23 protein-coding genes are annotated in these 26722 nt (G+C 41.4%); 16 read left to right on the forward strand and 7 right to left on the reverse strand.

Annotation, left to right across the window (positions count from 1 at the left end):
* Positions 1 to 81: 81 nt before the first annotated feature.
* A complete protein-coding gene (locus VSAL_RS14845) occupies positions 82 to 348 on the forward strand; it encodes a DUF4212 domain-containing protein (protein WP_023604486.1) in 267 nt (88 codons plus the stop codon).
* Positions 349 to 358: 10 nt separating this feature from the next.
* On the forward strand, positions 359 to 2062 hold the full coding sequence (locus VSAL_RS14850) for a sodium:solute symporter family protein (RefSeq protein ID WP_012551259.1): 1704 nt from the start codon (positions 359 to 361) through the stop codon (positions 2060 to 2062).
* Positions 2063 to 2156: 94 nt separating this feature from the next.
* On the opposite strand, the gene VSAL_RS14855 is transcribed toward VSAL_RS14850, so the two are convergent.
* Complete coding sequence (locus VSAL_RS14855) at positions 2157 to 5603, reverse strand: PAS domain-containing hybrid sensor histidine kinase/response regulator (RefSeq protein ID WP_012551260.1); 3447 nt, start codon at positions 5601 to 5603, stop codon at positions 2157 to 2159.
* Positions 5604 to 5735: 132 nt separating this feature from the next.
* A complete protein-coding gene (locus VSAL_RS14860; protein ID WP_044583500.1) occupies positions 5736 to 6881 on the reverse strand; it encodes a 3-phenylpropionate MFS transporter in 1146 nt (381 codons plus the stop codon).
* Between the two features lie 205 nt (positions 6882 to 7086).
* Between VSAL_RS14860 and VSAL_RS14865 the strand changes: the two genes are divergently transcribed.
* The 9 genes from VSAL_RS14865 (at position 7087) to fis (ending at position 16942) form a co-directional block, all read left to right on the forward strand.
* Positions 7087 to 8919, forward strand: a complete 1833-nt coding sequence (locus VSAL_RS14865) for a DUF294 nucleotidyltransferase-like domain-containing protein (RefSeq protein WP_012551262.1) — start codon at positions 7087 to 7089, stop codon at positions 8917 to 8919.
* Between the two features lies 1 nt (position 8920).
* Positions 8921 to 9553 carry a 3'-5' exonuclease gene (locus tag VSAL_RS14870; protein WP_012551263.1) on the forward strand — a complete coding sequence of 211 codons (633 nt, stop codon included), beginning with the start codon at positions 8921 to 8923 and terminating at the stop codon, positions 9551 to 9553.
* Positions 9554 to 9758: 205 nt separating this feature from the next.
* Positions 9759 to 11708, forward strand: coding sequence for an acetate--CoA ligase (acs, locus tag VSAL_RS14875; RefSeq protein WP_012551264.1), 1950 nt, complete (start codon positions 9759 to 9761; stop codon positions 11706 to 11708).
* 458 nt (positions 11709 to 12166) lie between these two features.
* The gene (gene aroQ / locus VSAL_RS14880; RefSeq protein WP_012551265.1) at positions 12167 to 12616 is read left to right on the forward strand and encodes a type II 3-dehydroquinate dehydratase; all 450 of its coding nucleotides are present in this window, start codon (positions 12167 to 12169) and stop codon (positions 12614 to 12616) included.
* 30 nt (positions 12617 to 12646) lie between these two features.
* Positions 12647 to 13102, forward strand: coding sequence for an acetyl-CoA carboxylase biotin carboxyl carrier protein (gene accB, locus VSAL_RS14885; RefSeq protein ID WP_012551266.1), 456 nt, complete (start codon positions 12647 to 12649; stop codon positions 13100 to 13102).
* Between the two features lie 12 nt (positions 13103 to 13114).
* Positions 13115 to 14458, forward strand: coding sequence for an acetyl-CoA carboxylase biotin carboxylase subunit (gene accC, locus VSAL_RS14890; protein ID WP_012551267.1), 1344 nt, complete (start codon positions 13115 to 13117; stop codon positions 14456 to 14458).
* Between the two features lie 116 nt (positions 14459 to 14574).
* Positions 14575 to 15459 carry a 50S ribosomal protein L11 methyltransferase gene (prmA, locus tag VSAL_RS14895; RefSeq protein WP_012551268.1) on the forward strand — a complete coding sequence of 295 codons (885 nt, stop codon included), beginning with the start codon at positions 14575 to 14577 and terminating at the stop codon, positions 15457 to 15459.
* A gap of 195 nt (positions 15460 to 15654) precedes the next feature.
* Positions 15655 to 16623, forward strand: a complete 969-nt coding sequence (gene dusB, locus VSAL_RS14900; RefSeq protein ID WP_012551269.1) for a tRNA dihydrouridine synthase DusB — start codon at positions 15655 to 15657, stop codon at positions 16621 to 16623.
* A gap of 22 nt (positions 16624 to 16645) precedes the next feature.
* Positions 16646 to 16942 (forward strand): DNA-binding transcriptional regulator Fis, encoded by a 297-nt coding sequence (gene fis, locus VSAL_RS14905; RefSeq protein WP_005421285.1) that lies wholly within the window; start codon positions 16646 to 16648, stop codon positions 16940 to 16942.
* Positions 16943 to 17081: 139 nt separating this feature from the next.
* Here fis and VSAL_RS14910 read toward each other — a convergent pair whose 3' ends face one another.
* Both VSAL_RS14910 and zntR read right to left on the reverse strand, forming a co-directional pair.
* On the reverse strand, positions 17082 to 17426 hold the full coding sequence (locus tag VSAL_RS14910) for a hypothetical protein (protein WP_012551270.1): 345 nt from the start codon (positions 17424 to 17426) through the stop codon (positions 17082 to 17084).
* A 48-nt stretch (positions 17427 to 17474) separates the two neighbouring features.
* Complete coding sequence (gene zntR, locus VSAL_RS14915; protein WP_012551271.1) at positions 17475 to 17894, reverse strand: Zn(2+)-responsive transcriptional regulator; 420 nt, start codon at positions 17892 to 17894, stop codon at positions 17475 to 17477.
* A gap of 284 nt (positions 17895 to 18178) precedes the next feature.
* Here zntR and purH point away from each other — a divergent pair, with 284 nt between their 5' ends.
* The 3 genes from purH to VSAL_RS14930 all read left to right on the forward strand — a co-directional run bounded on the left by purH (position 18179) and on the right by VSAL_RS14930 (position 22686).
* Complete coding sequence (gene purH / locus VSAL_RS14920) at positions 18179 to 19771, forward strand: bifunctional phosphoribosylaminoimidazolecarboxamide formyltransferase/IMP cyclohydrolase (RefSeq protein WP_012551272.1); 1593 nt, start codon at positions 18179 to 18181, stop codon at positions 19769 to 19771.
* A gap of 181 nt (positions 19772 to 19952) precedes the next feature.
* Positions 19953 to 21245, forward strand: coding sequence for a phosphoribosylamine--glycine ligase (gene purD, locus VSAL_RS14925; protein WP_012551273.1), 1293 nt, complete (start codon positions 19953 to 19955; stop codon positions 21243 to 21245).
* Between the two features lie 133 nt (positions 21246 to 21378).
* Positions 21379 to 22686, forward strand: a complete 1308-nt coding sequence (locus tag VSAL_RS14930; RefSeq protein WP_012549425.1) for an IS4 family transposase — start codon at positions 21379 to 21381, stop codon at positions 22684 to 22686.
* 45 nt (positions 22687 to 22731) lie between these two features.
* On the opposite strand, the gene VSAL_RS14935 is transcribed toward VSAL_RS14930, so the two are convergent.
* Positions 22732 to 23436: a DUF1481 domain-containing protein gene (locus VSAL_RS14935; protein ID WP_012551274.1), complete on the reverse strand. Its 705-nt coding sequence runs from the start codon at positions 23434 to 23436 to the stop codon at positions 22732 to 22734.
* A 39-nt stretch (positions 23437 to 23475) separates the two neighbouring features.
* Positions 23476 to 23748: an HU family DNA-binding protein gene (locus VSAL_RS14940; RefSeq protein ID WP_012551275.1), complete on the reverse strand. Its 273-nt coding sequence runs from the start codon at positions 23746 to 23748 to the stop codon at positions 23476 to 23478.
* Between the two features lie 222 nt (positions 23749 to 23970).
* Here VSAL_RS14940 and VSAL_RS14945 point away from each other — a divergent pair, with 222 nt between their 5' ends.
* Entirely contained in the window at positions 23971 to 25032 is a 1062-nt protein-coding gene (locus VSAL_RS14945; protein ID WP_012551276.1) for a CNNM domain-containing protein, read from the forward strand.
* 96 nt (positions 25033 to 25128) lie between these two features.
* Here the strand turns inward: VSAL_RS14945 and VSAL_RS14950 are convergent, their stop codons facing one another.
* The gene (locus VSAL_RS14950) at positions 25129 to 25722 is read right to left on the reverse strand and encodes a YjaG family protein (protein ID WP_012551277.1); all 594 of its coding nucleotides are present in this window, start codon (positions 25720 to 25722) and stop codon (positions 25129 to 25131) included.
* Between the two features lie 71 nt (positions 25723 to 25793).
* Between VSAL_RS14950 and VSAL_RS14955 the strand changes: the two genes are divergently transcribed.
* Positions 25794 to 26708, forward strand: coding sequence for a D-2-hydroxyacid dehydrogenase (locus VSAL_RS14955; RefSeq protein ID WP_012551278.1), 915 nt, complete (start codon positions 25794 to 25796; stop codon positions 26706 to 26708).
* Positions 26709 to 26722 lie beyond the last annotated feature (14 nt).

Genomic DNA, 26722 nt, shown 5'->3' on the forward strand with positions numbered 1-26722 from the left:
CTAAAGTTGCACTGTTTTCTTTTCTTCTCGCTGCTAATCTCTTTTTGGTTACATATTACTAACATTAAAAAGGAGCCGGCTATGGCGTTCGAAACAAAAGAACAAGCACAAGCCTATTGGAAGGAAAATCTAAGGATAATGGGTGGACTACTCTTCGTCTGGTTTGCTGTCTCATTTGGTGCAGGCATTTTATTTGTCGATGCTCTGGATACGATTCAAATTGGGGGCTTTAAATTGGGCTTCTGGTTTGCACAACAAGGTTCAATTTATACCTTTGTTGCCCTGATCTTTATCTATGTGGTTCGCATGAACTCACTGGATAAAAAATACAACGTACAAGAAGACTAGAGGAATTAGCATGGATATCCAAACTTGGACGTTTATATTAGTAGGTATCACTTTCACCCTTTATATCGGTATTGCGATATGGGCAAGAGCAGGATCAACCAGTGAATTCTATGTGGCTGGCGGAGGGGTTCACCCTATTGCTAATGGCATGGCAACCGCCGTTGACTGGATGTCGGCTGCATCATTTATCTCAATGGCAGGTATCATTTCATTTGTTGGTTATGATGGGACTGTTTATTTAATGGGTTGGACTGGCGGTTATGTTTTATTAGCTTTATGTCTTGCGCCTTATTTACGTAAATTTGGTAAGTTTACGGTGCCAGATTTTATTGGCGAACGTTATTACTCACGAACCGCTCGTATGGTTGCGGTGTTCTGTGCCATCTTTGTCTCTTTCACGTATGTGGCAGGACAAATGCGTGGTGTTGGTGTGGTGTTCTCTCGGTTCCTAGAAGTTGATATCAACGTCGGCATCATCATTGGTATGGGTATCGTATTTTTCTATGCGGTATTAGGCGGTATGAAAGGCATCACTTATACGCAGGTAGCTCAATTCTGTGTCCTCATTTTCGCCTTCCTTGTTCCTGCTGTTTTCACCTCAATTATGATGACAGATAACGTTTTCCCTCAACTTGGTATGGGCTCAACCGTTACCGGCTCTGAAGTTTATTTACTGGATAAACTGGATGGATTAACCACTGAACTTGGTTTTACACCATACACTGATGGCTCTAAGAGCATGGTTGATGTGTTCTTTATCTGTGCTGCACTAATGGTTGGTACAGCAGGGCTTCCTCACGTAATTATTCGTTTCTTCACGGTTCCTCGTGTTAAAGATGCACGTATCTCTGCAGGTTGGGCTTTACTGTTTATTTCATTCTTATACACCACTGCACCTGCGGTTGCCGCGTTTGCTCGTGTAAATATGATTGAAACCATTAATGGAACCGACAACCAAGGGGTTGCCGCTGCGGATGCACCGAGTTGGTATAAAAACTGGGAAGACACAGGTCTAGTTGCTTGGGAAGATAAAAATGGCGATGGCAAGATGTTCTATTCTGGTGATGAGCGTAATGAAATGGACATCAACCGAGATATTATTGTTCTAGCATCTCCTGAACTGGCAAACTTACCAAACTGGGTTGTTGCATTGCTAGCAGCCGGTGGTTTAGCGGCGGCATTATCTACGGCGGCAGGTCTGCTACTGGTTATCTCAACCTCTATCTCTCATGATTTATTGAAAAAAGGCTTTAAGCCAGACATGACCGATAAGCAAGAGCTACTCGCAGCCCGCCTTGCTGCCATCGTTGCCATCATTGGTGCTGGTTACTTAGGGATAAACCCGCCGGGCTTTGTCGCACAGGTGGTCGCCTTCTCCTTCGGTTTAGCAGCAGCTTCTTTCTTCCCTGCCATTATCTTAGGTATTTTCTATAAGAAGATGAATAAGGAAGGCGCCATTGCAGGCATGGTTTCTGGTGTGGTGTTCACTACAGCTTATATCGTTTACTTTAAATTCATTAATCCAGCAGCAAGCACACCAGACAACTGGTGGTTTGGTATCAGCCCTGAAGGGATCGGTACGCTAGGTATGTGTCTAAACTTTATTGTTTCGATTGCTGTGAATAAAGTCACCGCTGAAGTACCACAAGATGTTCAAGATCTGGTTGAGTCGATTCGTTATCCTAAAGGTGCCGGTGAAGCTCAGGATCATTAATCTGATAATGTTCAGTTTAATAACGTCAGAAAAATAATTTGGCTGATATGAAAAGGGAGTTAGTTATGCTAGCTCCCTTCTTTTATGATTAGTCCTAAACCGCTGAGGTAGTATGGCGATTTAACACAGACCTTAATTTTAACGGTTTGACTGGCTTTGCAATAAAACCAAAACCATTACTTTTAATACTTTCTAGTAAATCCTCAGTTTTATCTGCACTGATCATTACCCCTTCAAAGTTATTTCCTAAACGTAAGCGGCATTGTTGTAATACTTCTAAGCCGGTTCGGTCGTTATCCAATCGGTAATCTGAGAAGATGACATCGGGTACCCAACCCTCTTCTAAGCAACGTAAACTGCCCATCAAATCCGTCGCCGTTTTGACTTCACAACCCCAACGTTCAAGTAGCGATTCCATACCAATCAAAATATCGGGTTCATTATCCACACACAACACACGAACCGAACTTAATGGCAATTCAGGCTTTTGGGTTATGGTAGGCGCATCGCTTTCAAGCACCACACCACGATCCAATGTGACAGAAAATACAGAGCCGTTATTCACCCATGAACGCAGAGAAATAGTATGCCCGAGCACATGAGAGATCCCTCTCGCAATCGCTAACCCTAATCCTAATCCTTGATCAGCTCTGCTTTGATCGACACGAGTAAACTCTTCAAAAATGGCTTGTTGTTTTTCTTCTGGAATACCAATACCACTGTCCCATACATCCAGACGAATTTTACCTTCGATTCTTCTCGCACCCAGTACCACTTTGCCTTCGGGGTTATATCGAAAGGCGTTGGTTAAGAAGTTCTGTAATACTCGACGTAATAATTTCGGATCGGATTCCACCACCACATCAGAATGAATCACTGAAAAATCGATGCCTTGTTGTTTTGCTAACGCACCAAATTCGGCTTCTAAATTAGAGAGCATATGGTGGAGTGAAAAACCGTGAACATTGGTTTCTAACTTACCCGCTTCTAAACGAGAAATATCCAATAAATCGCCGATTAACTCTTCTGCCGCCCCTAATGCACTTTCAATATGCCCTGATATTTTCTTTGTCTCACCGTCTTTAGCGACTTCGCTTAATGAAGACGCAAACAAGCGAGCGGCATTCAAGGGCTGCATTAAATCATGACTCACCGCCGCTAATAATCGTGTTTTTGAGTGCGAGGCTTTTTCTGCACTTTGGGTAGCGCCCACCAATCTCTGATTCAATTTTTCTAATTCTTTGGTTCGTTCATGCACTCGAAATTCTAGGCTTTCATTGGTTTCTTTTAGGGCTTTTTCTGCCTGTCTAAATACCGTGATGTCGGTAAAGCTCATCACAAAACCACCGTTTGGCATCGGGTTACCTTGCACTTCAATAACCTGTCCATCTGCTCGAATTCGAGAAGAAACGTGTCGAGTGCCTCGCTCTAAATGCTCAACTCGTCGCTTAACATGCACTTCAGGATCACCCGGCCCACAAAGCCCTTGTTCTGCATTATGTCGGATAACATCCGCTATCGGACGCCCGACTTGAATAAGTCCTGCTGGAAACGTAAATAACTCTAAATAGCGTTGATTCCATGCCACTAGCTTCATCTGCTTATCAACCACAGCAATGCCTTGGCTTATGTGTTCGATCGCTCCTTGCAATAACCCACGACTAAAATCATAAAGTTCAGAAGCCTCATCAACAATGGTTGCGACCTCTTCAAGTTGCATATTTCGTCCCTGCAAAGCAGACGTCAGTACCAAGCGAGAAGAAGAGGCACCAAATACTCCGGCGAGCACTCTCTCTGTATGACGAATCAATTGAGAGCTGGCTTGTTGCTGTGGAAGTAACGCATCACCATGCTGCTGAGCAAACTGACGAAATGCTTTTCTTGCTCTTTTTCGCCCGACAAAACGGGACGCTAACATTTCAAGTTCAGCCACTGTCACGCGAGTTTGGTATACGCTTACATCCTCACTTTCAGGCAAGGGAGCACCAACAAAAGCCGCGGCTTGTAAACGCTCACTTAACGACGCTCGAGTAACAGAAGAAACAAAAATGAACAACATGGCATTCAAACTTAAGCTCAACATCATTCCCCAATCGGACGTTTTAACTTCCAGATTTTGCAGCCAATTAGGCGGAGTAATGATCCACAATAAAAAATTATTCTCAGCACTGCCCGCTAACATTTGCGTCTGACTCATCAGCGTGATTAACCACAGCACAAAGCCAATCGCCAAACCCGCATAGACTCCTTTTTTATTTCCTTGTCGCCAATACAAACCACCAATAAGTGCTGGTGCAAATTGCGCGATTGCAGCAAACGCCAATAACCCAATAACAGAAAGAGAATCGATTGAATCCAACGCTTGATAAAAACCCCATGCGCCAACTAATAATAGAACTATCAATAACCGACGAATCGTCACTAATAATTTAGAAAAATGCCCAAAGGTTCGAGACGTGGTTCTTACTCTACGTAAGAGTAAAGGCAAGACTAAATCATTCGAAACCATAATCGCAAGTGCAATGGTCGAGACGATCACCATCCCACTCGCCGCTGAAGTCCCTCCAACAAAAGCAAGTAATGCCATGTGTTCAGCGCCAATAGACAATGGCACGCTAATGACAAAAGAGTCACTAACGCCACCAGAGAGCAATCCCTGTCCTGCCCATGAGATAGGTAAGACAAATAATCCCATCAATAATAAATAAAGAGGAAAGACCCAGCGTGCAGTTCTTAAGTCTTGCGCTTGTTCATTCTCCACCACTGTTGTGTGGAACTGACGAGGCAAACAAATTATCGCCGCCATCGTTAATAACGTATGAAACAATAAGGTAATTAGATTAGGCGATTGATAGGTGTCTTTTGCTACGGTAATCAGATCGACCGTTGGCTCTGAATACGCCAAATATAAAATGAACCCACCAACCGAAAGAAAGGCAACAAGCTTAACAATGGATTCAAAGGCCACTGCCATCATCAATCCACGATGATGTTCAGTGGTATCTATATGTCGAGTACCAAATAGAATAGTAAAAATCGCTAATGCACCACTGACAAACCAAGAAATGTGGCCATCTTGATAACCTAAATCCTGAGCTAAATTAGGAGCAACAAGATCGAGCCCCATGGTGATCCCTCGTAATTGCAACGCAATATAAGGAAGAATACCAATCACCGCAATGACCGTAATCACACCGGCTAAACCTTGAGATTTACCGTAACGAGCCGCAATAAAATCAGCAATGGACGTAATGTGCTCTCGCTTTGCAATCAGAATAATTCGGGCTAAAAAACGCCATGCAAAAACAAACACAAGAATGGGGGCAAGATAAATAGGAAGAAAAGACCACGGGTTGCTAGTGGCTTGGCCTACCGTGCCATAAAAGGTCCAAGAGGTGCAGTAAACCGCAATAGAAAGACTGTAAATCCACGGGCGATAACGCGATAACCACCCTTTTTGACGATCACCATACCAGGCAATTAAAAATAGCAATCCTAAATAAGCCAGCGAAACTGGCACGACGATCCATCCTTGTGTCATCACTCATCCTTGGTGATACCACTCTCAGTTCTGAGCATAAAAAACGCCAGAGTGGTACGAATATTCTGTCGCACCAGTCTAACGTTTTATTATTACTTCGCTTTTATCCAAGCCAACAAATGTGATTAGGACCTATTTATCTTTTACTTTATCCAGCTTAATCATTAAGGCAAAGGCACCCATCACTGCCATACCCCAGAAAATATGCGCTCCCCACACTTCATAACCCCAACCACTTAATGTTGTCATTAAGGCAATAAAGGCACCAAGCGGAATCGCATTATATAAGGCTTGTAGTGGGATCATTTTGTTTTGAGGGAATTTTTGAATGTATTGAATGGCGGCCAAATGTGCCATCGCAAAGGTCACACCATGCAGTGCTTGAACTAATATTAATGCCGATAACTCTGTCGTTGCCGCCGTTAATCCCCAGCGGATCATGACACCAACGGCTGCCACTTTAAATAAAGTCGAGACTTTCCATCCCGCGAACAATTGTCTACTAAAAGCAAACACCAACACTTCAGCGACGACACCTAAGCTCCACAAATAACCAATGGTACTTTCTTCATAGCCTGACGCTTTCCAATAAATAGAGCTGAAACTGTAATACGCGGCATGGCTACCTTGAATTAACGACACCAAAATAATAAATTTTAATACCGGAGCTTCACGAAGTAAGGCCAATAGTTTAGGGTGAGTTTGGTCTTCTTCCGAGACTGACACTGGCATTGGATTTGGATTACGCATCACTAAGAATAATGCCGCTAAAATACCAGCAATCGCAGTGTACACAATCATGTCGGTGCCAAAGCCTGACACTAGGTAACCCACGACCGTTGAGCCGGCAATAAAGCTGACTGAACCCCATAAACGAGTTCGACCATAATCTAATAATTTATTTTTCGCATAATAATTCGTCATTGCATCGGAGAGAGGAATCGCCGGACCACAGGACAAATTAAACAACACGGTGACAAATGCCATCCACCAGAAGTTGCCGCCATTAATAAGAAACAACCCAAGTGCAATCAAGGAGGCAAACGTTAATGCACGCAGGGCCGGAATTAAATATTCAACTTTATGTAAGCGAGGAGTGATCACTAAGTTCGCCACACAACGCGTCGCAAATCCCAAACCAATTAAAACACCAATATCTCCTGCTGATACCCCTTGGTCGGCAAACCACAGCGCCCAAAAAGGCAAATACACACCATAGGCAAAAAAGAACCCTCCAAAATATTGAGAGATCCAAGCAAAGGGAGAAACGCGTACCATGACAATGTCCAAAGGGAATAAAAAAGAGGCCGTCATTATAGCATCCTATTGATTTATAAAAAGGGAAAACAGAACAGAAGAAAAATGCACCTTTTAAAATGTGATAAACCCGAGATTTTAGAACTTTATGGGTAGACTAAAGTCGTCTTCATACTGTGCCTTTTTTTAGCCAAAATAGTAAAAAGGAACGCACAGAGGATGGGTTATGCCAAACAATATTGATCTCACCATTGCACCCTTCAATAAATTAAACGACAGACAGAAAAAGACGTTAATTAATCATCTTGATATTGCGTATTTTCGGCATGGCGACACGTTACTTTATCAAGGTCAGCCTTCTGAACATCTTTTCATTATCATTAAGGGCATTGTTGAAGAACGATCCAGCAGTAATGGAGAAATTTACGCTCATTATACGAATGACGATATTTTTGACGTACGATCTCAACTCGAACAACCCGTAAAACATACTTATCAAGCCATTGAAGATACCTTGTGCCACCTGCTGCCTACCGCCATTTTCCTTACTCTTTATCATGAAAACACAGAGTTCGCCGCTTATTTCAATAGCAGTTTGGCCACACGAAAAGCGTTAATGACACAAGCTCATCAACAGCAAAACTTAGCGGAGTTTATTCTCACCAAAATAGATAACGAAACCATTCAACCCAGTTTAGTTGTTGATTGGAATACCTCATTACAACAAGTCACTCAATTATTAAAAGACAAGGCAGTGGATGCATTATTTGTTGAACTAAACCAATACGATACTCGCCATAAATCGAATACTGCGCATTTACCGATTGGGATAATTACTCGAACAGATTTACTGCACGCTCTTATGCTCGAAGGCTATTCTCCTAATCATCCGGTAGGTCCAATAACCACTTACCCGATAGTAAGTATCAAAAAATACGATTATTTGTTCAATGCCATGACACTAATGACCCGCCACCACGTGAAACGAGTGGCGGTTATTGAAGAAAATAAATTGATCGGTATGTTAGATATGACTCAAATATTGAGCTTATTTTCCACCCACTACCATGTACTCACATTGAGAATTGCTCGAGCACAAACCATTGATGAACTCGCTTTGGCGGCCAACAGCCAAGCACAGTTAGTTGAAACGCTTCTTAACAATGGAATTCGTACCCGTTTTATTATGGAATTGATTTCTACCATTAATGAACAAATTATAGAAAAAGCATTTAATCTCACCGTGCCTAAAGCTCTGCATGATCATTGCTGCTTGATCGTGATGGGATCAGAAGGAAGAGGCGAACAAATTCTTAAAACCGATCAAGACAATGCCTTAATCATTAAAGAAGGATTAAAGTGGCATCAATGCCATGAACTGATGAAGAAGTTCACTCACACCCTGCTGCAGCTAGGCTATCCATTATGCAAAGGGAATATCATGGTCAGCAATGCGCATTGGGTAAAAACTGAACGTGAATGGCAACATTACATCACCAAATTAAGCACCGAATATAACGGTGAAAACATGATGCACCTTGCTATTTTATCGGATGCTCATGCCGTTGCGGGAAATCACCAATTACTTTCTCCTCTAAAACATTTATTAACTCAGAAGATGCAAGAAAATGAGCTCGCACTCAGTATCTTTGCCAGCCCTGCATTGCAATTTATTGTGCCATTAACTCTATTCGGAAAAGTAAAAAACAAAAAAGAAGGCATTGATATTAAACAAGGTGGCATTTTCCCTATCGTTCACGGAATTCGAACTCTCAGCTTAGAACATGGTATTACCGACACAAACACATTTACTCGTATTGAACTTCTTTGCCAACAGAACATCCTTGAATCCACAACAGCAGAAAATTTGAGTGAAGCTCTAAAGCTATTTTTTAAATTACGCTTACGCCACCAGTTAGAAGAAGTAAACCCAATGCCCAGTAATCAAATTCACATTCAACGATTAGATAGAAGTGAACGTGATTTACTTCGCCACAGTTTACACATCGTTAAAAAATTCAAAGAATGGCTTGGTTATCATTACCAAATTAGGGATTAACATGAATCAACTTCAACGCCTATGGTGGCGCTATAAACTACGAAACCACTCGAATCACTTTCTTTTTGAACGCTACAACGGCGAAGAATTGGTTTCTATTGATTGCGAAACAACAAGTCTTGACCCTAATCATGCGGAATTAGTGTCGATCGCGGCCATAAAAATAAAACAGAACAGAGTATTAACAAGCCAAACGATTCATCTCAAATTAAGACCACCACACAACCTAACGTCAGAATCAGTCAAAATACATCAACTAAGGCATCACGATCTCTCTCATGGACTGTCCGAAAAAGACGCTATCATTCAATTACTTCAATTTATTGGTAATCGACCGATTGTCGGCTACCACATTCACTACGACAAAAAGATTTTAGACCGCAGTTGCTTACGTCACTGTGGTCACCCTTTTCCTAATAGGCTAATCGAAGTCTGCCATATTTATCACCATAAATTAGAGTGCCTATTACCTAATGCGTATTACGATTTAAGCATTGAGGCCATCTCTACCCATTTAGATCTACCACAAGCCGAACGTCATGATGCTTTGCAAGATGCCATTGCCGCAGCATTGATTTATGTTCGTCTTCATTATGGTGATTTCCCTGAACTGCCTACCCCAAGAGCGCTTTAATTCACAACTTACTGATCTGTGTCTCAAAACGCTCTTCTCTTTTCCTCTCAAATTCAGTCATTTCCTCTTTCTCTGACTAAAGTCTAATTGTTGAAAATCGATTTCTAGCAGAAAGTAATATCAACGAAGCGCAGAACCAATGAAGGGGCTGCCATAAAATCCAGTCATAAATTGGATATTTGCTGTATTCACAAGGAGAATCAACATGAGTGACATTCACGTATACCCAGTCAATCAAGACATCGCAAAAAATGCACATGCCGATGAAGATAAATACCGTGAAATGTATCAGCAATCCGTCATCAATCCCGAAGGGTTTTGGCGTGAGCACGGACAAATAGTCGACTGGATGACTCCTTATACTAAAGTGAAAAACACCTCGTTCGATACTGGTCACGTAGACATCAAATGGTTTGAAGATGGTGAATTGAATGTCTCTGCAAACTGTATCGATCGCCATCTTGCTGCTCGCGGTGATGAAGTCGCGATCATCTGGGAAGGTGACGATCCACAAGATGATGCATCAATTACCTTCAATGAGCTGCACGAACAAGTGTGTAAATTCTCAAACGCACTTAAGAGTCAAGGCGTTCGCAAAGGCGATGTTGTGTGTATTTACATGCCAATGGTTGCAGAAGCAGCCATTGCAATGCTTGCTTGTACTCGCATTGGTGCGGTTCATACCGTTGTTTTTGGTGGGTTCTCACCAGAAGCATTGGCGGGTCGAATCGTTGATTCAGATGCGAAAGTCGTGATTACCGCCGATGAAGGCGTTCGTGGCGGTCGTACCGTACCTCTAAAGAAAAACGTCGACGATGCATTAAATAACCCTGAAGTAACAACCATTGAAAAAGTCGTTGTATTCCAACGCACCGGTAATGATATTGATTGGAATGAAGAACGCGATGTATGGTGGCATGAAGCAACCGCTGTAGCTTCTGCGCATTGTGAACCAGAAGCCATGAATGCGGAAGATCCTCTTTTCATTCTTTATACCTCAGGCTCAACAGGTAAACCAAAAGGCGTATTACACACCACTGGCGGCTACCTTGTTTATGCAGCAATGACCTTCAAATACATCTTTGATTACCAAGAAGGTGAGGTGTTCTGGTGTACCGCTGATGTAGGTTGGATCACTGGCCATACTTATTTAATCTACGGACCTCTCGCTAATGGCGCAAAAACCATTCTGTTTGAAGGGGTACCAAACTACCCAAGCACTAGCCGCATGAGTGAAGTGGTCGATAAGCACAACGTAAATATTCTTTATACTGCGCCAACAGCCATTCGAGCACTCATGGCTCACGGTAATGACGCTGTAGAAGGGACCTCAAGATCCTCATTACGCGTGATGGGATCCGTCGGCGAACCGATCAACCCTGAAGCATGGGAGTGGTATTACAACACCATTGGTGACGCTCGCTGCCCAATCGTTGATACGTGGTGGCAAACCGAAACGGGCGGGATTTTAATCTCTCCTCTTCCTGGTGCAACGGCTTTAAAACCGGGCTCGGCAACACGTCCTTTCTTTGGTGTTCAACCAGCTTTGGTTGATAACATGGGTAACCTTATTGAAGGTGCTGCCGATGGAAACCTCGTGATTACCGATTCATGGCCGGGTCAAATGCGCACCATTTATGGCGATCACGACCGTTTCGAACAAACTTATTTTTCAACGTTTAAAGGCATGTATTTTACCAGTGATGGTGCTCGACGTGATGAAGATGGTTATTACTGGATAACAGGTCGTGTTGATGATGTGCTCAATGTGTCTGGTCACCGAATGGGTACCGCTGAAGTTGAATCCGCCTTAGTTTCTTTCAGTAAAATTGCAGAGGCTGCCATTGTCGGTGTTCCTCATGATATTAAAGGCCAAGCGATTTACGCATACATCACCTTAAATTCGGGCGAATACCCAAGTGCTGAGCTCCATAAAGAAGTCAAAGATTGGGTAAGAAAAGAAATAGGCCCTATCGCAACACCTGATTTCTTGCATTGGACCGACTCATTACCAAAAACACGTTCAGGGAAAATAATGCGTCGAATTCTTCGTAAAATTGCGACGGGAGATACTTCAAATCTAGGCGATACATCCACACTTGCCGACCCTAGCGTGGTTAATAAACTAATTGAAGAACAAAGAAAAATTGCTTAACTGAATAGATTTAACAACATAACGGGCTAGAGCAAAAACTCAAACCGAATGAAAAAGTCGCTATTATTCGTAATAGCGACTTTTTTCTTGTGATTTCAAGCTCAAATTTACATATTGATAACGAGAGATATTTAGCTCAACAAAATAAACAAAATACAAAACTGTATAATTGTTCAACACATTGAAAGTATTTGTTAACTAATCATAAAATGGTTGAACCAGCTCATTAACCTAAGCTCTAATCTCATAAATAGAGATGACATTCACCCAAGCCTCGATACATAAAATAAGAACTTAGAGCTGATAAGACCAGTATTTTGCTGCGATTTGCTGTGATATTGTCTATAATTGCTTTTTATGAGCATTCGCAAGGCAAAAATTGCAAAAGCTCATCAAATCGAATATAAAAGGTGTGCTTTTTTTACTTTAACCGTAAAAACAAGGAATTTAGCATCACAATGTCTACTCAATCGCGAATTTTAATACTAAATGGCCCTAATCTTAATTTATTAGGACTTCGAGAGCCGGCACATTACGGCAGTCAAAATTTAGAACAGATCGTTAACGCTCTGACCATTCAAGCAACTGCATTGAATGTCGAACTTGAGCATTTACAATCTAACCGTGAATATGAGTTGATTGAAGCGATCCATAATGCTTATCAACGTATTGATTTCATTATTATCAATCCAGCAGCGTTTACACATACCAGTGTCGCTTTACGTGATGCTCTGCTTGGGGTTGATATTCCTTTTATTGAAGTACATTTATCTAATGTCCATGCACGCGAACCTTTCCGCCACCACTCTTATCTTTCAGATAAGGCCGTTGGTGTGATTTGCGGTTTAGGCGCAGATGGCTACGAATTTGCTTTGAAGGCGGCAGTAAAACGTCTGCGTTCAAATTGATCACTGAATATAAACAGAAGAGATTACACAATGGATATCCGTAAAATTAAGAAACTGATTGAACTAGTTGAAGAGTCTGGCATTGCTGAACTTGAGATTTCTGAAGGTGAAGAATCTGTACGTATCAGTCGCGCTGTAGCTCCTATGGCTCAACTAACACCAATGCAACCATACCCAGCGCCAGTTGCTCCTATGGCTGCACCAGTAGCCGCTCCGGTAGCTGCAGTTGAAGCTCCAGTAGCCGTAGCCGCAGGTCATAAAGTGTGTTCTCCAATGGTTGGCACTTTCTACGGTGCTTCAAGCCCTGATGCAAAACCATTTGTTAAAGTTGGCCAACAAGTTACTGCTGGCGATACATTATGTATCGTTGAAGCTATGAAAATGATGAACCAAATCGAAGCAGATAAGTCTGGTGTAGTTACTGCTATCCTAGCTGAAGACGGCCAACCGGTTGAATTCGACCAGCCACTTGTTGTGATCGAATAAATAGAGGTCACTATGTTAGATAAATTAGTTATCGCAAACCGTGGTGAAATTGCACTGCGTATCTTGCGAGCATGTAAAGAGCTTGGCATCAAAACGGTTGCTGTGCACTCTACTGCTGACCGTGATTTAAAACACGTATTACTTGCTGATGAAACCATTTGTATCGGTCCTGCTCGCAGTAGTGACAGCTACTTAAACATCCCACGTATTATTAGTGCGGCGGAAGTAACAGGTGCAGTTGCTGTTCACCCTGGTTACGGTTTCTTAGCTGAAAATGCAGACTTTGCAGAGCAAGTTGAACGTTCAGGCTTTATTTTTGTTGGTCCTAAAGCGGAAACTATTCGCATGATGGGTGACAAAGTGTCTGCGATCAGTTCAATGAAAAAAGCCGGTGTACCTTGTGTTCCGGGTTCTGACGGCCCGTTAGATAACGATGAAGCAAAAAACAAATCATTTGCTAAGCGTATCGGCTACCCAATTATCATCAAAGCCTCTAGCGGTGGCGGTGGTCGTGGTATGCGTGTTGTTCGTGCAGAAAAAGACCTTATTGAAGCGATTGCAATGACACGTGCAGAAGCAACAGCGTGTTTTGGTGATGGTACGGTTTACATGGAAAAATTCCTTGAAAACCCTCGTCACATTGAAGTACAAATCATTGCAGATGGTCAAGGTAACGCGATTCATCTTGGCGAACGTGATTGTTCTATGCAACGTCGTCATCAAAAAGTGGTTGAAGAAGCTCCAGCTCCTGGTATCACCGAAGAAATGCGTAAATACATTGGTGAGCGTTGTACGCGTGCTTGTGTTGATATCGCTTATCGTGGTGCCGGTACGTTTGAATTCCTATATGAAAATGGTGAATTCTACTTCATTGAGATGAATACTCGTATTCAAGTTGAACACACAATTACCGAAATGGTAACGGGTATCGACTTAATCAAAGAGCAACTGCGCATTGCTGCAGGCCAACCTCTTTCATTCACTCAAGATGATATCAAATTGCGTGGTCACTCAATTGAGTGTCGTATTAATGCTGAAGATCCTGTTCGTTTCCTACCTTCTCCAGGTAAGATTGAACGTTTCCATGCACCAGGTGGTATGGGAGTTCGTTGGGAATCTCACATTTACACTGGCTACACAGTACCGCCACACTACGATTCAATGATTGGTAAGCTAATTACTTACGGTGAAAACCGTGACGTAGCTATCGCACGTATGAAAAATGCATTAAGTGAAATGATCATTGAAGGCATCAATACAAATATCACTCTACACTTAGATATTATGAATGATGAAAACTTCCAACATGGTGGTGCTAATATCCACTATCTTGAGAAAAAACTGGGTCTTCAATAAGACACCAATTTCATTCTTTAAGTTAAAGACATAAATAAAGGCCATGAGTGATTATACTCATGGCCTTTTTCTATGATAAAATTCGCCGATATTTTCAACTAAATAAAGTGATCCCCATGCCTTGGATTCAAGTAAAACTAAATGCAACATCTGAAAATGCTGAACTAATCAGTGACATGCTAGTAGAAGAGACCGGTGCTCTTTCTGTTACATTTTTAGATGCTAAAGATACCCCGATCTTTGAACCTCTTCCTGGAGAGACTCGCTTATGGGGTGAAACGGACATTGTTGCTCTTTATGATGCAGAAACCGACATGGATTTAGTCATTACACAATTGAAAGCAAGCGCCGTACTTGATGACAACTTTGCCTACAAAATAGAGCAACTTGAAGATAAAGACTGGGAACGCGAATGGATGGATAACTTCCACCCAATGAAATTTGGTGAGCGCTTGTGGATTTGCCCAAGCTGGCGTGAAATTCCAGAGCCAGACGCGATTAACGTCATGCTTGATCCTGGCCTTGCATTTGGCACAGGAACGCATGCAACAACCGCACTTTGTCTTGAATGGCTAGAAAGCATCGATCTTACTGGTAAAACAGTTATCGACTTCGGTTGTGGTTCTGGCATCTTAGCGATCGCCGCTATCAAACTAGGCGCAGCGAAAGTGGTTGGGATCGATATAGATCCTCAAGCGATCACAGCATCAAAAGACAATGCAACTCGCAATGGTGTTGCTGAACAACTAACGCTTTTCCTTCCTCAAGACCAACCAGAAAACCTTGTCGCTGACGTTGTTGTTGCTAATATTCTTGCAGCCCCTTTACGTGAACTTTCAAGTATAATTACCGCTCATGTGAAGCCTGGAGGCGCACTAGCTATGTCTGGTGTACTCGATACTCAAGCAAATAATGTCGCTTCATACTACTCAGACAACTTCACTCTTGATGCGATTGCAGAGCAACAAGAATGGTGCAGAATCTCAGGAATTAAGAAGTAACGGCCTCTAAGACCTACTCTTCCTAGAAAAAACTTCAATGCCTCAATACTAAATTTGAGGCATAAAACCATCTAATTGACTGAAATATAAACAAATTACACAAACAATTTGTAAATGCTCAAAATTTGGTCTTTTCAGGCGAGGAAAAAATGCGTAAAATGCGCGCCCTTGCTGACACAAACGTGCGTGGATGTTTTGCAGATAGGTAAATATACATTAAAGAACAATCTTATCGTTGCTCCTATGGCTGGTGTGACTGATAAACCTTTTCGTGAGTTATGTATGCGTTACGGCGCAGGCATGGCTGTGAGCGAGATGATGTCTTCTAATCCAAAACTGTGGAAAACATCTAAGTCCCAAAATCGCATGGTACATGAAGGTGAATCTGGTATTCGCTCGGTACAAATTGCAGGGGCAGATCCTAAGTTAATGGCGGAAGCAGCGCGATACTGTGTTGAGACTGGTGCGCAAATCATCGATATCAATATGGGATGCCCTGCTAAGAAAGTGAATAAGAAGCTTGCAGGCTCAGCGCTCCTACAACGCCCAGATTTGATTGAAGAGATCTTACTGGCAGTTGTGAAAGCGGTTGATGTTCCTGTCACTCTGAAAACGCGTACAGGCTGGGATCCGGACAATAGAAACTGTGTTCAGGTTGCAAAAATGGCAGAACAATGCGGCATTCAAGCTTTAGCGCTCCATGGGCGTACCAGAGCTTGTATGTACAAAGGTGATGCTGAGTACGACAACATTAAAGCGGTAAAAGAAGCGATTTCGATTCCGGTTATAGCAAACGGTGATATTGACTCACCGGAAAAGGCTCGTTTTGTGCTTGATTACACCGGCGCAGACGCTTTAATGATCGGCCGACCTGCACAAGGTAGGCCATGGATTTTTCAAGAAATCCAACATTATTTAGAAACGGGCGAATTCATGCCACCTCTTCCAATTGAAGAAGTGAAGGCCACTTTATTGGGTCATGTTCAAGCGCTTCACCTATTTTATGGTGAGTTTTTAGGCCCTCGCATTGCTCGTAAGCATGTGGGTTGGTATTTAAAAGAGCACGAACAAGCAAATGAATTCCGCCGCGGCTTTAATGCTATTGAAGATGCCCATCAGCAACTTCAACAGCTTGAAAGCTATTTCGACCACGTTGCATCATAATAACAGAAGAGCTAAACAGAATATGTTCGATCAATCTATGACTTCAGAAGCATTAACAGTTACAACAGTTACAGCACAAGACCAGATTACTCAGAAGCCACTACGTGACTCTGTTAAGGCTTCGCTGAAAAACTACTTAGGCCAATTAAACGGTCAAGAAGTTAACGACTTATATGAATTAGTATTAGCTGAAGTAGAGCAACCTCTACTAGACATGATCATGCAGCATACTCGCGGCAACCAAACAAAAGCAGCAAATATGATGGGTATCAACCGTGGTACTCTTCGCAAGAAACTTAAAAAATACGGCATGAACTAATCACGCCTTATGAAAAATTCAAAGCAGTATTAAGCAATTAACACTGCTTTTTTTATATCTAATAATCTTCATATTACTAGATATAAAAAAGCCGATACTACATCACTGTAATATCGGCTTTTTTATTTGATTTACTCGACTACGGCCAAGCGCGCTTTTTAGCACCACCAGTCCCAGCCCCTGAACGAAGAAGTTCGACAGCTTTTGCTGTTTTCTCTTCAATGCCTTTTAAACGCTCATCTAACTCACTTAAATCTGCAGATGCTCCGGCTGTACTAGAGCCTTTAGATCCCGCATCCACCATTTGAGCGATTTTTGCGTTCTGGGCTTCAATACGCTTAATGCGAGCATCTAGCTCCATTACCGCTTTGCCTTGCTCACTGATCTTTCTATCGATAACTTTCAGAGCAGAAAGCAATTTGATTACGTATTGTTTTTCCATTAATGGGCTCTCACCTAAATTTTCGCTCAAACTTCTATACATTACTTATCGACCATTTTATCAAAATCTTTAATAAACAGTCACAATAAATTACGCTTTCTTCTCTTCTAAATCAGCCAATGCCGAAAGTATTGAACAATGCGAAGCATCATCATCAATATGACCGCAACACGCATCATTAATACTTTTCAATGCAATACGAATGTCGGTTAGCTGTGCAATTTTTTCATCTATAATCGTTAACTTGGTTTGAGTGATCGATTTAACTTCTGCACAGCTATGCTTGGTTGCCTCCAAGCGAATCGCAAGCAACTCTTTAATCTCATCAAGAGTTAGACCTAATTGCTTTGCTTTTAAAATAAAACGGATTTGTGCTAGATTTTCTTCATTGTAAAGACGATAGCCACTATTGCTTCTTCCTGACGGAATGAGTAATCCATTCTTTTCATAAAAACGTAATGTATCACTGGTTACATTACAGTGTTTTGCCAATTCACCAATTAAATACATTTTCATTAACTCTAATCCCTCTTTTTCTGCTCCCATTTTCATTCTTTTTTAATAAAAATGGCATCTTTTTTTGAGAATACAATCGATTGCGGAAGCTTTTTTGTTTAACTTTAGTTAGAATATGCGCCATTACGTTGATGTGATGTTTCGTGCTTAACTCTTTATTAGGGTATTTTCCAAAACTGGCCAATTACTGTTTGCCTTCTTTATTACTAAGAATGATAAACAGAACAAGTTCATTTTTGGCAAAAATCCTAACTTAATTCTAAAGGAAGAAAGTAGCAATGAATAACCCACGTCCGATCCGTCGTGCGCTAATTAGCGTATCTGATAAAACTGGTATTGTAGAATTTGCTCAAGCACTGACTGAACGTGGTGTAGATATTCTATCTACTGGCGGCACTGCTCGCCTGCTTGCGGAAAAAAATATCCCTGTAACAGAAGTATCTGATTACACTGGCTTCCCAGAAATGATGGATGGCCGCGTTAAAACTCTTCATCCTAAAGTACATGGTGGTGTTCTTGGTCGTCGCGGTCAAGATGATGGCATCATGGAGCAACACGGCATCAACCCAATCGATATTGTTGTTGTTAACCTTTATCCATTCGCTGAAACCGTAGCAAAAGAAGGCTGTACGCTAGCTGATGCTGTTGAGAACATCGATATCGGTGGTCCAACAATGGTTCGCTCTGCGGCTAAAAACCACAAAGACGTTACTATTGTCGTTAATGCTCACGATTACGATCGCGTCATTGCTGAAATGGACACTAACGACAAATCACTGACTCAAGCAACGCGTTTTGATTTAGCGATTGCAGCATTTGAGCACACCGCTTCTTACGATGGCATGATCGCTAATTACTTCGGCACTATGGTTCCTAGCTATGGTGAGAACAAAGAAGGCGATAACGAATCTAAATTCCCTCGTACCTTCAACCAACAGTTCGAGAAAAAACAAGACATGCGCTACGGTGAGAACAGTCATCAAGCGGCTGCATTCTATGTTGAAGCTAATCCTGAAGAAGCGTCAGTATCAACGGCTCGTCAAATCCAAGGTAAAGCCCTTTCTTATAACAACATTGCTGATACTGACGCCGCTCTTGAGTGTGTGAAAGAGTTCAACGAACCAGCATGTGTTATCGTTAAGCACGCAAACCCTTGTGGTGTTGCATTAGGTAAAGACGTTCTTGAAGCTTATCACCGTGCTTACCAAACAGATCCTACCTCAGCATTTGGCGGCATCATTGCTTTCAACCGTGAATTAGATGCTGCGACTGCAACAGCGATTACTGAACGTCAATTTGTTGAAGTGATTATTGCCCCTTCTGTTTCTGCTGAAGCAATTGAAATCATAGCGGCTAAGAAAAACCTTCGCTTACTTGAGTGTGGCGAATGGTCAACAAAAACCACGGAATTTGATATTAAGCGTGTTAACGGCGGCCTATTGGTTCAAGACCGTGACCAAGGCATGGTATCGGAAGATGAGCTTGAAGTGGTTTCTAAGCGCCAACCAACGGCTGAAGAATTAAAAGACGCACTGTTCTGTTGGAAAGTAGCGAAATACGTGAAATCTAACGCCATTGTTTACTCTAAAGGTGACATGACTATCGGTGTCGGCGCTGGCCAAATGAGCCGCGTGTATTCTGCAAAAATTGCAGGTATTAAAGCCGCGGACGAAGGTTTAGTGGTCGAAGGTTGCGCAATGGCATCCGATGCGTTCTTCCCATTCCGTGATGGCATTGATGCAGCGGCAGAAGCTGGCATTAAATGTGTTATCCAACCGGGTGGTTCAATGCGTGATGATGAAGTTATCGCAGCAGCAGACGAGCATGGTATGGCGATGATCTTTACTGGTATGCGCCACTTCCGCCACTAATTTATTCTTCATATTTAATACTGTAGCGTCGTTAACTACTTCCGCCCACCCCAGTCACATAGCACGCTATGCTCCCGGGATGGGCTCAATTGTTGCCTAGTTACAGCACCAACTATTTTGAATAAAAAATTAATCATTTTGTTTTTTGAATATTTAGATATTTGAGAGTAAGGATTTAACAATGCGAGTTTTAATCATCGGTGCCGGCGGTCGTGAGCACGCGCTTGGCTGGAAAGCAGCACAAAACCCAAACGTTGAAACGGTATTTATCGCTCCAGGTAATGCAGGTACAGCGCTTGAACCAAAATTAGAAAACGTAGCGATTAATGTTGAAGACATCGCTAGCCTTGTTGCATTTGCTAAAGAAAAAGCCATTGAACTGACTATCGTTGGTCCAGAAGGCCCATTAGTGATTGGTGTGGTTGATGCATTCCGTGAAGCAGGATTACCTATCTTTGGTCCAACGAAAGCGGCAGCACAACTAGAAGGATCTAAAGCGTTTACTAAAGACTTTTTAGCTCGTCATGATATTCCGACAGGCTACTACTCTAACTTCACAGAGATAGAGCCTGCATTAGCGTATGTACGTGAGCAAGGCGCACCTATCGTTGTTAAAGCCGATGGTCTTGCTGCGGGTAAAGGCGTTATCGTTGCGATGACTCTGAAAGAAGCTGAAGATGCTATCAAAGACATGCTTTCTGACAATGTTTTTGGTGAAGCCGGTAGCCGTGTCGTTATAGAAGAGTTCTTAGAAGGTGAAGAAGCAAGCTTCATCGTGATGGTTGATGGCGCTAGCGTCTTACCAATGGCAACAAGCCAAGATCATAAACGTGTTGGTGATAAAGATACAGGCCCTAACACGGGTGGCATGGGTGCATATTCTCCAGCGCCTGTTGTCACACCTGAAATCCATAACCGTATTCTAGAAGAAGTTATCTACCCTACCGTTCGCGGCATGGATGCAGAAGGCGCACCTTACACTGGCTTCCTATATGCAGGTTTGATGATTGATGCTGATGGTACACCAAAGGTAATCGAATATAACTGCCGCTTTGGTGATCCAGAAACACAACCAATTATGATGCGCATGGAATCAGATCTTGTAGAACTGTGTTTAATGGCTATCGATGAAAAACTGGATGAAGCAGAATCTAAATGGGATCCTCGTGCTGCTATTGGTGTTGTTCTAGCTGCCGGCGGTTACCCTGCCGATTATGCAAAAGGTGATGTTATTTCTCTTCCTGCAACAGAACTTGAAGGTCAGAAAATATTCCACGCAGGAACAACCAACAACGCCGCTGGTGATGTGACAACAAATGGTGGACGTGTACTTTGTGCGACCGCACTCGGTAATACCGTCTCAGAAGCTCAAGAGCGCGCGTATGAGCTAACTAAACAAGTAAGTTGGAATGGAATGTTCCATCGCAATGACATCGGTTACCGCGCCATTGCTCGCGAATTAGAAAGCAAGTAAACATTACTTTTCTACAAATAACAAAAAAGGCGCTGTGATAGCTAATGCCGATCATTTAAGGTAAATATGATCGGTTGACCGATCCTTTTTAGATGTCAAAATCCAAGTGTATTTTATGCACTTGGATTTTTTTATGGATGTTTCTCAAGCTCTAAACATAATCAATGACTGGAAACCTAGCAACGTAGAGACTCTCGCTGATTTACTTCCAATCCATCTGATTGATGAGGCTTATTCTCTCACTGATACGGTGACGATGAGGAAGCGAAAGCTTACTCTTGAATCAATGGTATGGTTACTTGTTGGTATGGCTATCTATAACAATAAATCCATGAAGGATTTAGTTAATCAGCTTGATATTGTAGACCGTACAGGTAAAGCTTTTGTCGCTCCTAGTGCCCTTACTCAGCGCCGAAAAAATCTAGGTGAAGCAGCAATGAAAGCAGTCTTTGAGCGAATGACAAGTTCCTGGCTTAAGAGTGCTAATCTTCCTAAATGGAATGGACTAACTCTCTTAGGCGTTGATGGTGTTGTATGGAGAGCACCTGATAACCAGAAAAATGAAGAGGCTTTTTCTCGCCAAAAAGGAACTCAATATCCACAGGTAAGAATGGTTTGCCAAATGGAGCTAAGCAGTCATCTTATTACAGCGAGCGCTTTCGATAATTACAATACAAATGAAATGATATTGGCAGAGAAGTTAATAGATAGTACACCTGACCATAGCGTAACTATGTTCGATAAGGGGTTCTATTCATTAGGATTACTACATAAATGGCAGATGACAGGCTCAGAGCGTCACTGGCTTATTCCCCTTAAAAAAAATACTCAATATGAAATAATTCGATCGCTAGGTCGTAATGACAAACTTGTTATTCTTCGGAGTAACCCAAGAGCAAGAAAACTGTTTTCTAATTTACCTGAAACGATGACTGCTCGTCTCGTGACTCGAAAAATTAAAGGAAAAGATTATCAAGTTCTGACGTCAATGATTGACCCATTACGTTACCCATTGAAAGATATAGTCGGTCTTTATGAGCATCGTTGGGAAATAGAATTGGGTTACCGAGAGCAGAAACAATACATGTTAGGAAATCGCTTAACACTACGAAGCCGTCTGCCTGAATTAGTGAAACAAGAACTATGGGGTATCTTGTTGACTTATAATTTAATTCGCTACCAAATGGTAGAGCTTTGCTTTAATTTAAAAGGAAATTATCTCCCTTATCAATTGAGTTTTAATGGGACACTTGCTCATGTATCTGCATTATTAGTTGGTTTACCATACTCAACGCCAGGAGCGATCCCTCGACAATTAAAAGGCTTCCACCAGATGGCTGAAAGCTTAATACTTGATAGGCGAAGGGAAAGAACATTCCCTCGAATGGTAAAACCAAGACCTCAACGATATGCCAGAAACAAGAATGCCATTCACCCTTAAGTGAACGGCATTAGCTGTGATAGCGCCTTTTTTTCTAATAACAGATTACTCTTGAATCAGTTCAGGGCGTTCTATACAGGTAGAACTGTCGTCTGTTAATAGTAATAATTCGGACATTTTTAATACTGCTTTATCTTTATTTTCAGTGGTGCCTAAAAACGAAATAAAACTGTCTAGCCCTGAAAGTCGAGCCACCACAAAGTTAGGCAATATTTGATTAAACTCTAATTGATCGTATTGCTTACCATCACACGAGTAAAATGTTTCACCATCCCACTCACCTTGGAATAACGAGTTATCATTCTTATTTAACTCTTCCACTTTCGCAATTAAGTATTTGGATTGATCTTGAAACTGAGTTAATTGATTTGGCATTAACGGGAATATTTTTCCATCTTTACGATAACGCTGATATACCGCTTCACCATTGCTGTTATAGCGAACATGCATCATGTAAGGAATGAGTCCATCACTACCATCAAGCATCTCGCCTTCACGAACGGCTTCAACCAGTGTGCTTTTTTCCCAACGATATGTTGTTTTATACCAACCATAATCACCCATTGTGACGTAATCAGAAGCAATAACAGGTTGTTGTAAACGACGTGTATACCAATAGTAACTCGTTGCGTCACCTTGGATTTGACCACCAGTCAAGACCGTTGGTTTTATGCGTTGTTCGTCTAATGGATTAGATGAACAGCCAAAAAGAAATGCGGAGAGAAGTAAGGTGGATAGAATGCGCTTCATAAAAATGCCGAGTTAAGGAATAACTCGGCAAAGTATATCTTAGTTTACTGATTCTTTCAGTGCTTTACCGGCAACAAATGCTGGAACATTAGCCGCTTTAATTTGAATCTCTTCACCAGTCTTAGGGTTGCGACCAGTACGAGCTGCGCGGTGATTAACTTTAAATGTACCAAAGCCAATAAGTTGAACCTGATCGCCATCTTTCAATGCGCCAGTTACGCCTTCTAGAGTCGCTTCAAGAGCTGCTTTTGCTTGTGCTTTTGATAGGTCTGCTTTTTCAGCAATAGCATCAATTAACTGGGTTTTATTCATTAGGGTTTCCCTTCTATTTTTTTTAAAATCACCTTCACTCTAATGCATAAAGCCCCTACCTGGCAAAGGTTTGTCGCTATTCTTGCTGCAGAATGCGCGTTCTTTAGGCATAAACTGAGTAACGTCTCACAATTTGTTACTAATTTTCAATTATGAGTCATTGTAATTTGCTCATTCAATACCCATTTTATAAGGGCTTGCTTACTTTTTTTGAGATTACTAATGTTAATTTTATCCATCTATATCGCTATTTCTATCAGCGTATCTTTTATATGTTCTGTTCTTGAGGCCATTTTACTCAGTATCAGTCCTAGCTATCTAGCCCAAATGCGACAGGAAAAACATCCTTCCGCAGAAAGATTAACGCAACTAAAAAACAATGTAGATCGCCCTTTAGCTTCCATTTTGACACTAAACACTATTGCCCATACCGCAGGTGCTGCAGCATCTGGTGCTCAAGCTTCCATCGTATTTGGCAGTGAATGGCTAGGCGTATTCTCTGCGTTCTTAACATTCGCTATTTTACTGTTCTCTGAAATCGTCCCTAAAACTATCGGGGCAACCTATTGGCGTCAACTCGCACCACTTGCGGGAAAAATGCTTTATTGGATGGTTTTATTACTAACGCCTGTTGTATGGGCTTCAGAGCAATTAACAAAACGCTTAGCTCGTGGGCATCAGCCTCCTAAATTAAGAGACGAAATTGCAGCAATGGCTACGCTTGCAAAAGAAAATGGGGAATTTGCGGAAGGTGAATCAAAAATCTTAACCAATATTTTAAATATTAAAGATATTTCAGTGACTCAAGTGATGACTCCGAGAACGGTACTGTTTCGTGTAAATTCAGAAATGAGTATTGACGATTTCTTACAAGATTATGCAGACACTCCATTTTCTCGCCCTTTAGTTTACAGCGAAGACAGTGATAACATCATTGGTTTCACACATCGATTAGAATTATTCTCTGCAGTACGTAAAGGTCAAGGCAGACGAACTTTAGGCTCTGTGATGCGTCCAATTCAAGTGGTCATTAGTACTTCAACATTGCCAAAAGCTTTTGAGCATCTAATGAAGCACAGAGCACAGCTTGCTCTTGTTATTGATGAATACGGTACCGTTCAAGGCTTATTGACTCTAGAAGATATCTTTGAGTATATGGTTGGTGAAGAGATCATTGATGAAGCAGACAAAACGACAGATATGCAACAATTAGCTCAACAACGTTGGATTAATTGGAAAAATAAACATGGCGTGATCGATAATACAGATGCAGAAGAACACTAATATGATTAGTGCGTAGTATAAAGGTGTTAGCAAGCCCCTTTAGATAAAAATAAAAAAACCGATGAATAATCATCGGTTTTTTTATATGAGAAAAAATTAATATTGCAGCTCTAAGCCTATATTACTTACATTTTCATCTCTTAATTCTTGGCGTAAATCTTTAATCAAATCAATATCACGCTCTTCAGCTTCACGTAGTGGTCTAAAGATAGCCCATTGAACGTCCCACTCTTCACAAATCACTTCAATTTCTTTTTGATTTTCATCAGTGACTTCTTCACCTGTTTGAGCTTCAACCAACTGAGCAACTGTTGTTACTGATAATTGGCTAACCTTAAACATTGCATCCTCTAAAACATCACGATCTAAGATCCCATGTAAAAAAGTAGATAGAGCAACACATGCATCAATCGCTGGATAAGTTAGATAAATTGAATCATCATTTACCTCTGGGATCATTTCTTCTAGTTTTTCTAATTGACGTTCAAAATTAATTTTGGCATTTTTAACGGTCAATAGCTCCCAAATGCTATCTAGAATAACTCGATAAGTTTGAGGCTCAGCAAAGCCTGTCGCCTTACAATAATGCGCGTAGTTTGGATACATACGTTCACATAAAGAAGCCATAAAAGTTATTTGTTGCCATGGTTCAAATTTTTCTAAACGAACTTGGATAGGATTGCGTAACATATACGATTCTACACTATAAAAAAATGACGCTTTAAGTGTACTTGATAACCACGAATGACAAAAGGAAGGTTATGAATAAATTACTTATCATTTCACAAGAAAAAGAGAAATATATCTCTCTTTTTGAGCAATCAGATCTTCCTGATCTTGAAATTTGTCATGATCTGAAAAAAGCTGACATTATTCTTGCCGATCCACCATTGATTAAAGACCTTCTTAGTCAACTTAAATCAGTCAAATGGATCCAATCAACCTTCGCAGGGATTGATACGTTAATACAACCACATTTAAGACAAGACTACGATCTTACTAATGTAAAAGGGATCTTCGGCCAACAAATTTCAGAGTATGTTTTAGGTTATTCTATTCAGTATTTCCAACACTTCCAACACTATGCTAAACAACAAAATAACAAAGAATGGTTAGTTCATTCTTATTCTAGTTTATCGGAAAAAAGCATGGTGATTTTAGGTACGGGATCGATAGGTTGTTATTTAGCAAAGACAGCAAAAGCACTCGGTTTTAGTGTTTCTGGCATTAATCGCTCAGGTATCCCACCGAAAAACTCGCCATTTAATCAAGTATTTCATATCTCAGAAATAAAAAATGCGCTTAAAACGGCCGATGTCATTGTAAGTACTCTTCCTAAAACGGAACAAACAATAGACTTACTCAACATAGATACATTAGAAAATTGCAATCAGGCCATATTATTTAACGTTGGTCGTGGAGAAGTGTTGGATAACTATGGATTGTTGAATGCTCTCACTGCTGGATCGTTATCCCATGCTTTTCTTGATGTGTTTAATAATGAGCCTTTATCACAGGAGTGCCCGTATTGGCACCACCCAAACATTACGATTACCCCTCATATCGCTGCACTTAGTTTTCCTGAGCAAGTATTTCAGCAATTCTCAGAAAACTATTTACGTTGGCATGATGGTTTTTCATTACTTAATCAAATTGATTTTGATAAAGGCTATTAATCTCAAGCTTTCAT

Source organism: Aliivibrio salmonicida LFI1238 (assembly GCF_000196495.1).
Lineage (GTDB): Bacteria > Pseudomonadota > Gammaproteobacteria > Enterobacterales > Vibrionaceae > Aliivibrio > Aliivibrio salmonicida.

Coding starts and splice junctions, on each gene's coding strand:
- VSAL_RS14845 (WP_023604486.1), top strand. CDS start 82: ATGGCGTTCGAAACAAAAGAACAAGCACAAGCCTATTGGAAGGAAAAT.
- VSAL_RS14850 (WP_012551259.1), top strand. CDS start 359: ATGGATATCCAAACTTGGACGTTTATATTAGTAGGTATCACTTTCACC.
- VSAL_RS14855 (WP_012551260.1), bottom strand. CDS start 5,603: ATGACACAAGGATGGATCGTCGTGCCAGTTTCGCTGGCTTATTTAGGA.
- VSAL_RS14860 (WP_044583500.1), bottom strand. CDS start 6,881: ATGGTACGCGTTTCTCCCTTTGCTTGGATCTCTCAATATTTTGGAGGG.
- VSAL_RS14865 (WP_012551262.1), top strand. CDS start 7,087: ATGCCAAACAATATTGATCTCACCATTGCACCCTTCAATAAATTAAAC.
- VSAL_RS14870 (WP_012551263.1), top strand. CDS start 8,921: ATGAATCAACTTCAACGCCTATGGTGGCGCTATAAACTACGAAACCAC.
- acs (WP_012551264.1), top strand. CDS start 9,759: ATGAGTGACATTCACGTATACCCAGTCAATCAAGACATCGCAAAAAAT.
- aroQ (WP_012551265.1), top strand. CDS start 12,167: ATGTCTACTCAATCGCGAATTTTAATACTAAATGGCCCTAATCTTAAT.
- accB (WP_012551266.1), top strand. CDS start 12,647: ATGGATATCCGTAAAATTAAGAAACTGATTGAACTAGTTGAAGAGTCT.
- accC (WP_012551267.1), top strand. CDS start 13,115: ATGTTAGATAAATTAGTTATCGCAAACCGTGGTGAAATTGCACTGCGT.
- prmA (WP_012551268.1), top strand. CDS start 14,575: ATGCCTTGGATTCAAGTAAAACTAAATGCAACATCTGAAAATGCTGAA.
- fis (WP_005421285.1), top strand. CDS start 16,646: ATGTTCGATCAATCTATGACTTCAGAAGCATTAACAGTTACAACAGTT.
- VSAL_RS14910 (WP_012551270.1), bottom strand. CDS start 17,426: ATGTATAGAAGTTTGAGCGAAAATTTAGGTGAGAGCCCATTAATGGAA.
- zntR (WP_012551271.1), bottom strand. CDS start 17,894: ATGTATTTAATTGGTGAATTGGCAAAACACTGTAATGTAACCAGTGAT.
- purH (WP_012551272.1), top strand. CDS start 18,179: ATGAATAACCCACGTCCGATCCGTCGTGCGCTAATTAGCGTATCTGAT.
- purD (WP_012551273.1), top strand. CDS start 19,953: ATGCGAGTTTTAATCATCGGTGCCGGCGGTCGTGAGCACGCGCTTGGC.
- VSAL_RS14930 (WP_012549425.1), top strand. CDS start 21,379: ATGGATGTTTCTCAAGCTCTAAACATAATCAATGACTGGAAACCTAGC.
- VSAL_RS14935 (WP_012551274.1), bottom strand. CDS start 23,436: ATGAAGCGCATTCTATCCACCTTACTTCTCTCCGCATTTCTTTTTGGC.
- VSAL_RS14940 (WP_012551275.1), bottom strand. CDS start 23,748: ATGAATAAAACCCAGTTAATTGATGCTATTGCTGAAAAAGCAGACCTA.
- VSAL_RS14945 (WP_012551276.1), top strand. CDS start 23,971: ATGTTAATTTTATCCATCTATATCGCTATTTCTATCAGCGTATCTTTT.
- VSAL_RS14950 (WP_012551277.1), bottom strand. CDS start 25,722: ATGTTACGCAATCCTATCCAAGTTCGTTTAGAAAAATTTGAACCATGG.
- VSAL_RS14955 (WP_012551278.1), top strand. CDS start 25,794: ATGAATAAATTACTTATCATTTCACAAGAAAAAGAGAAATATATCTCT.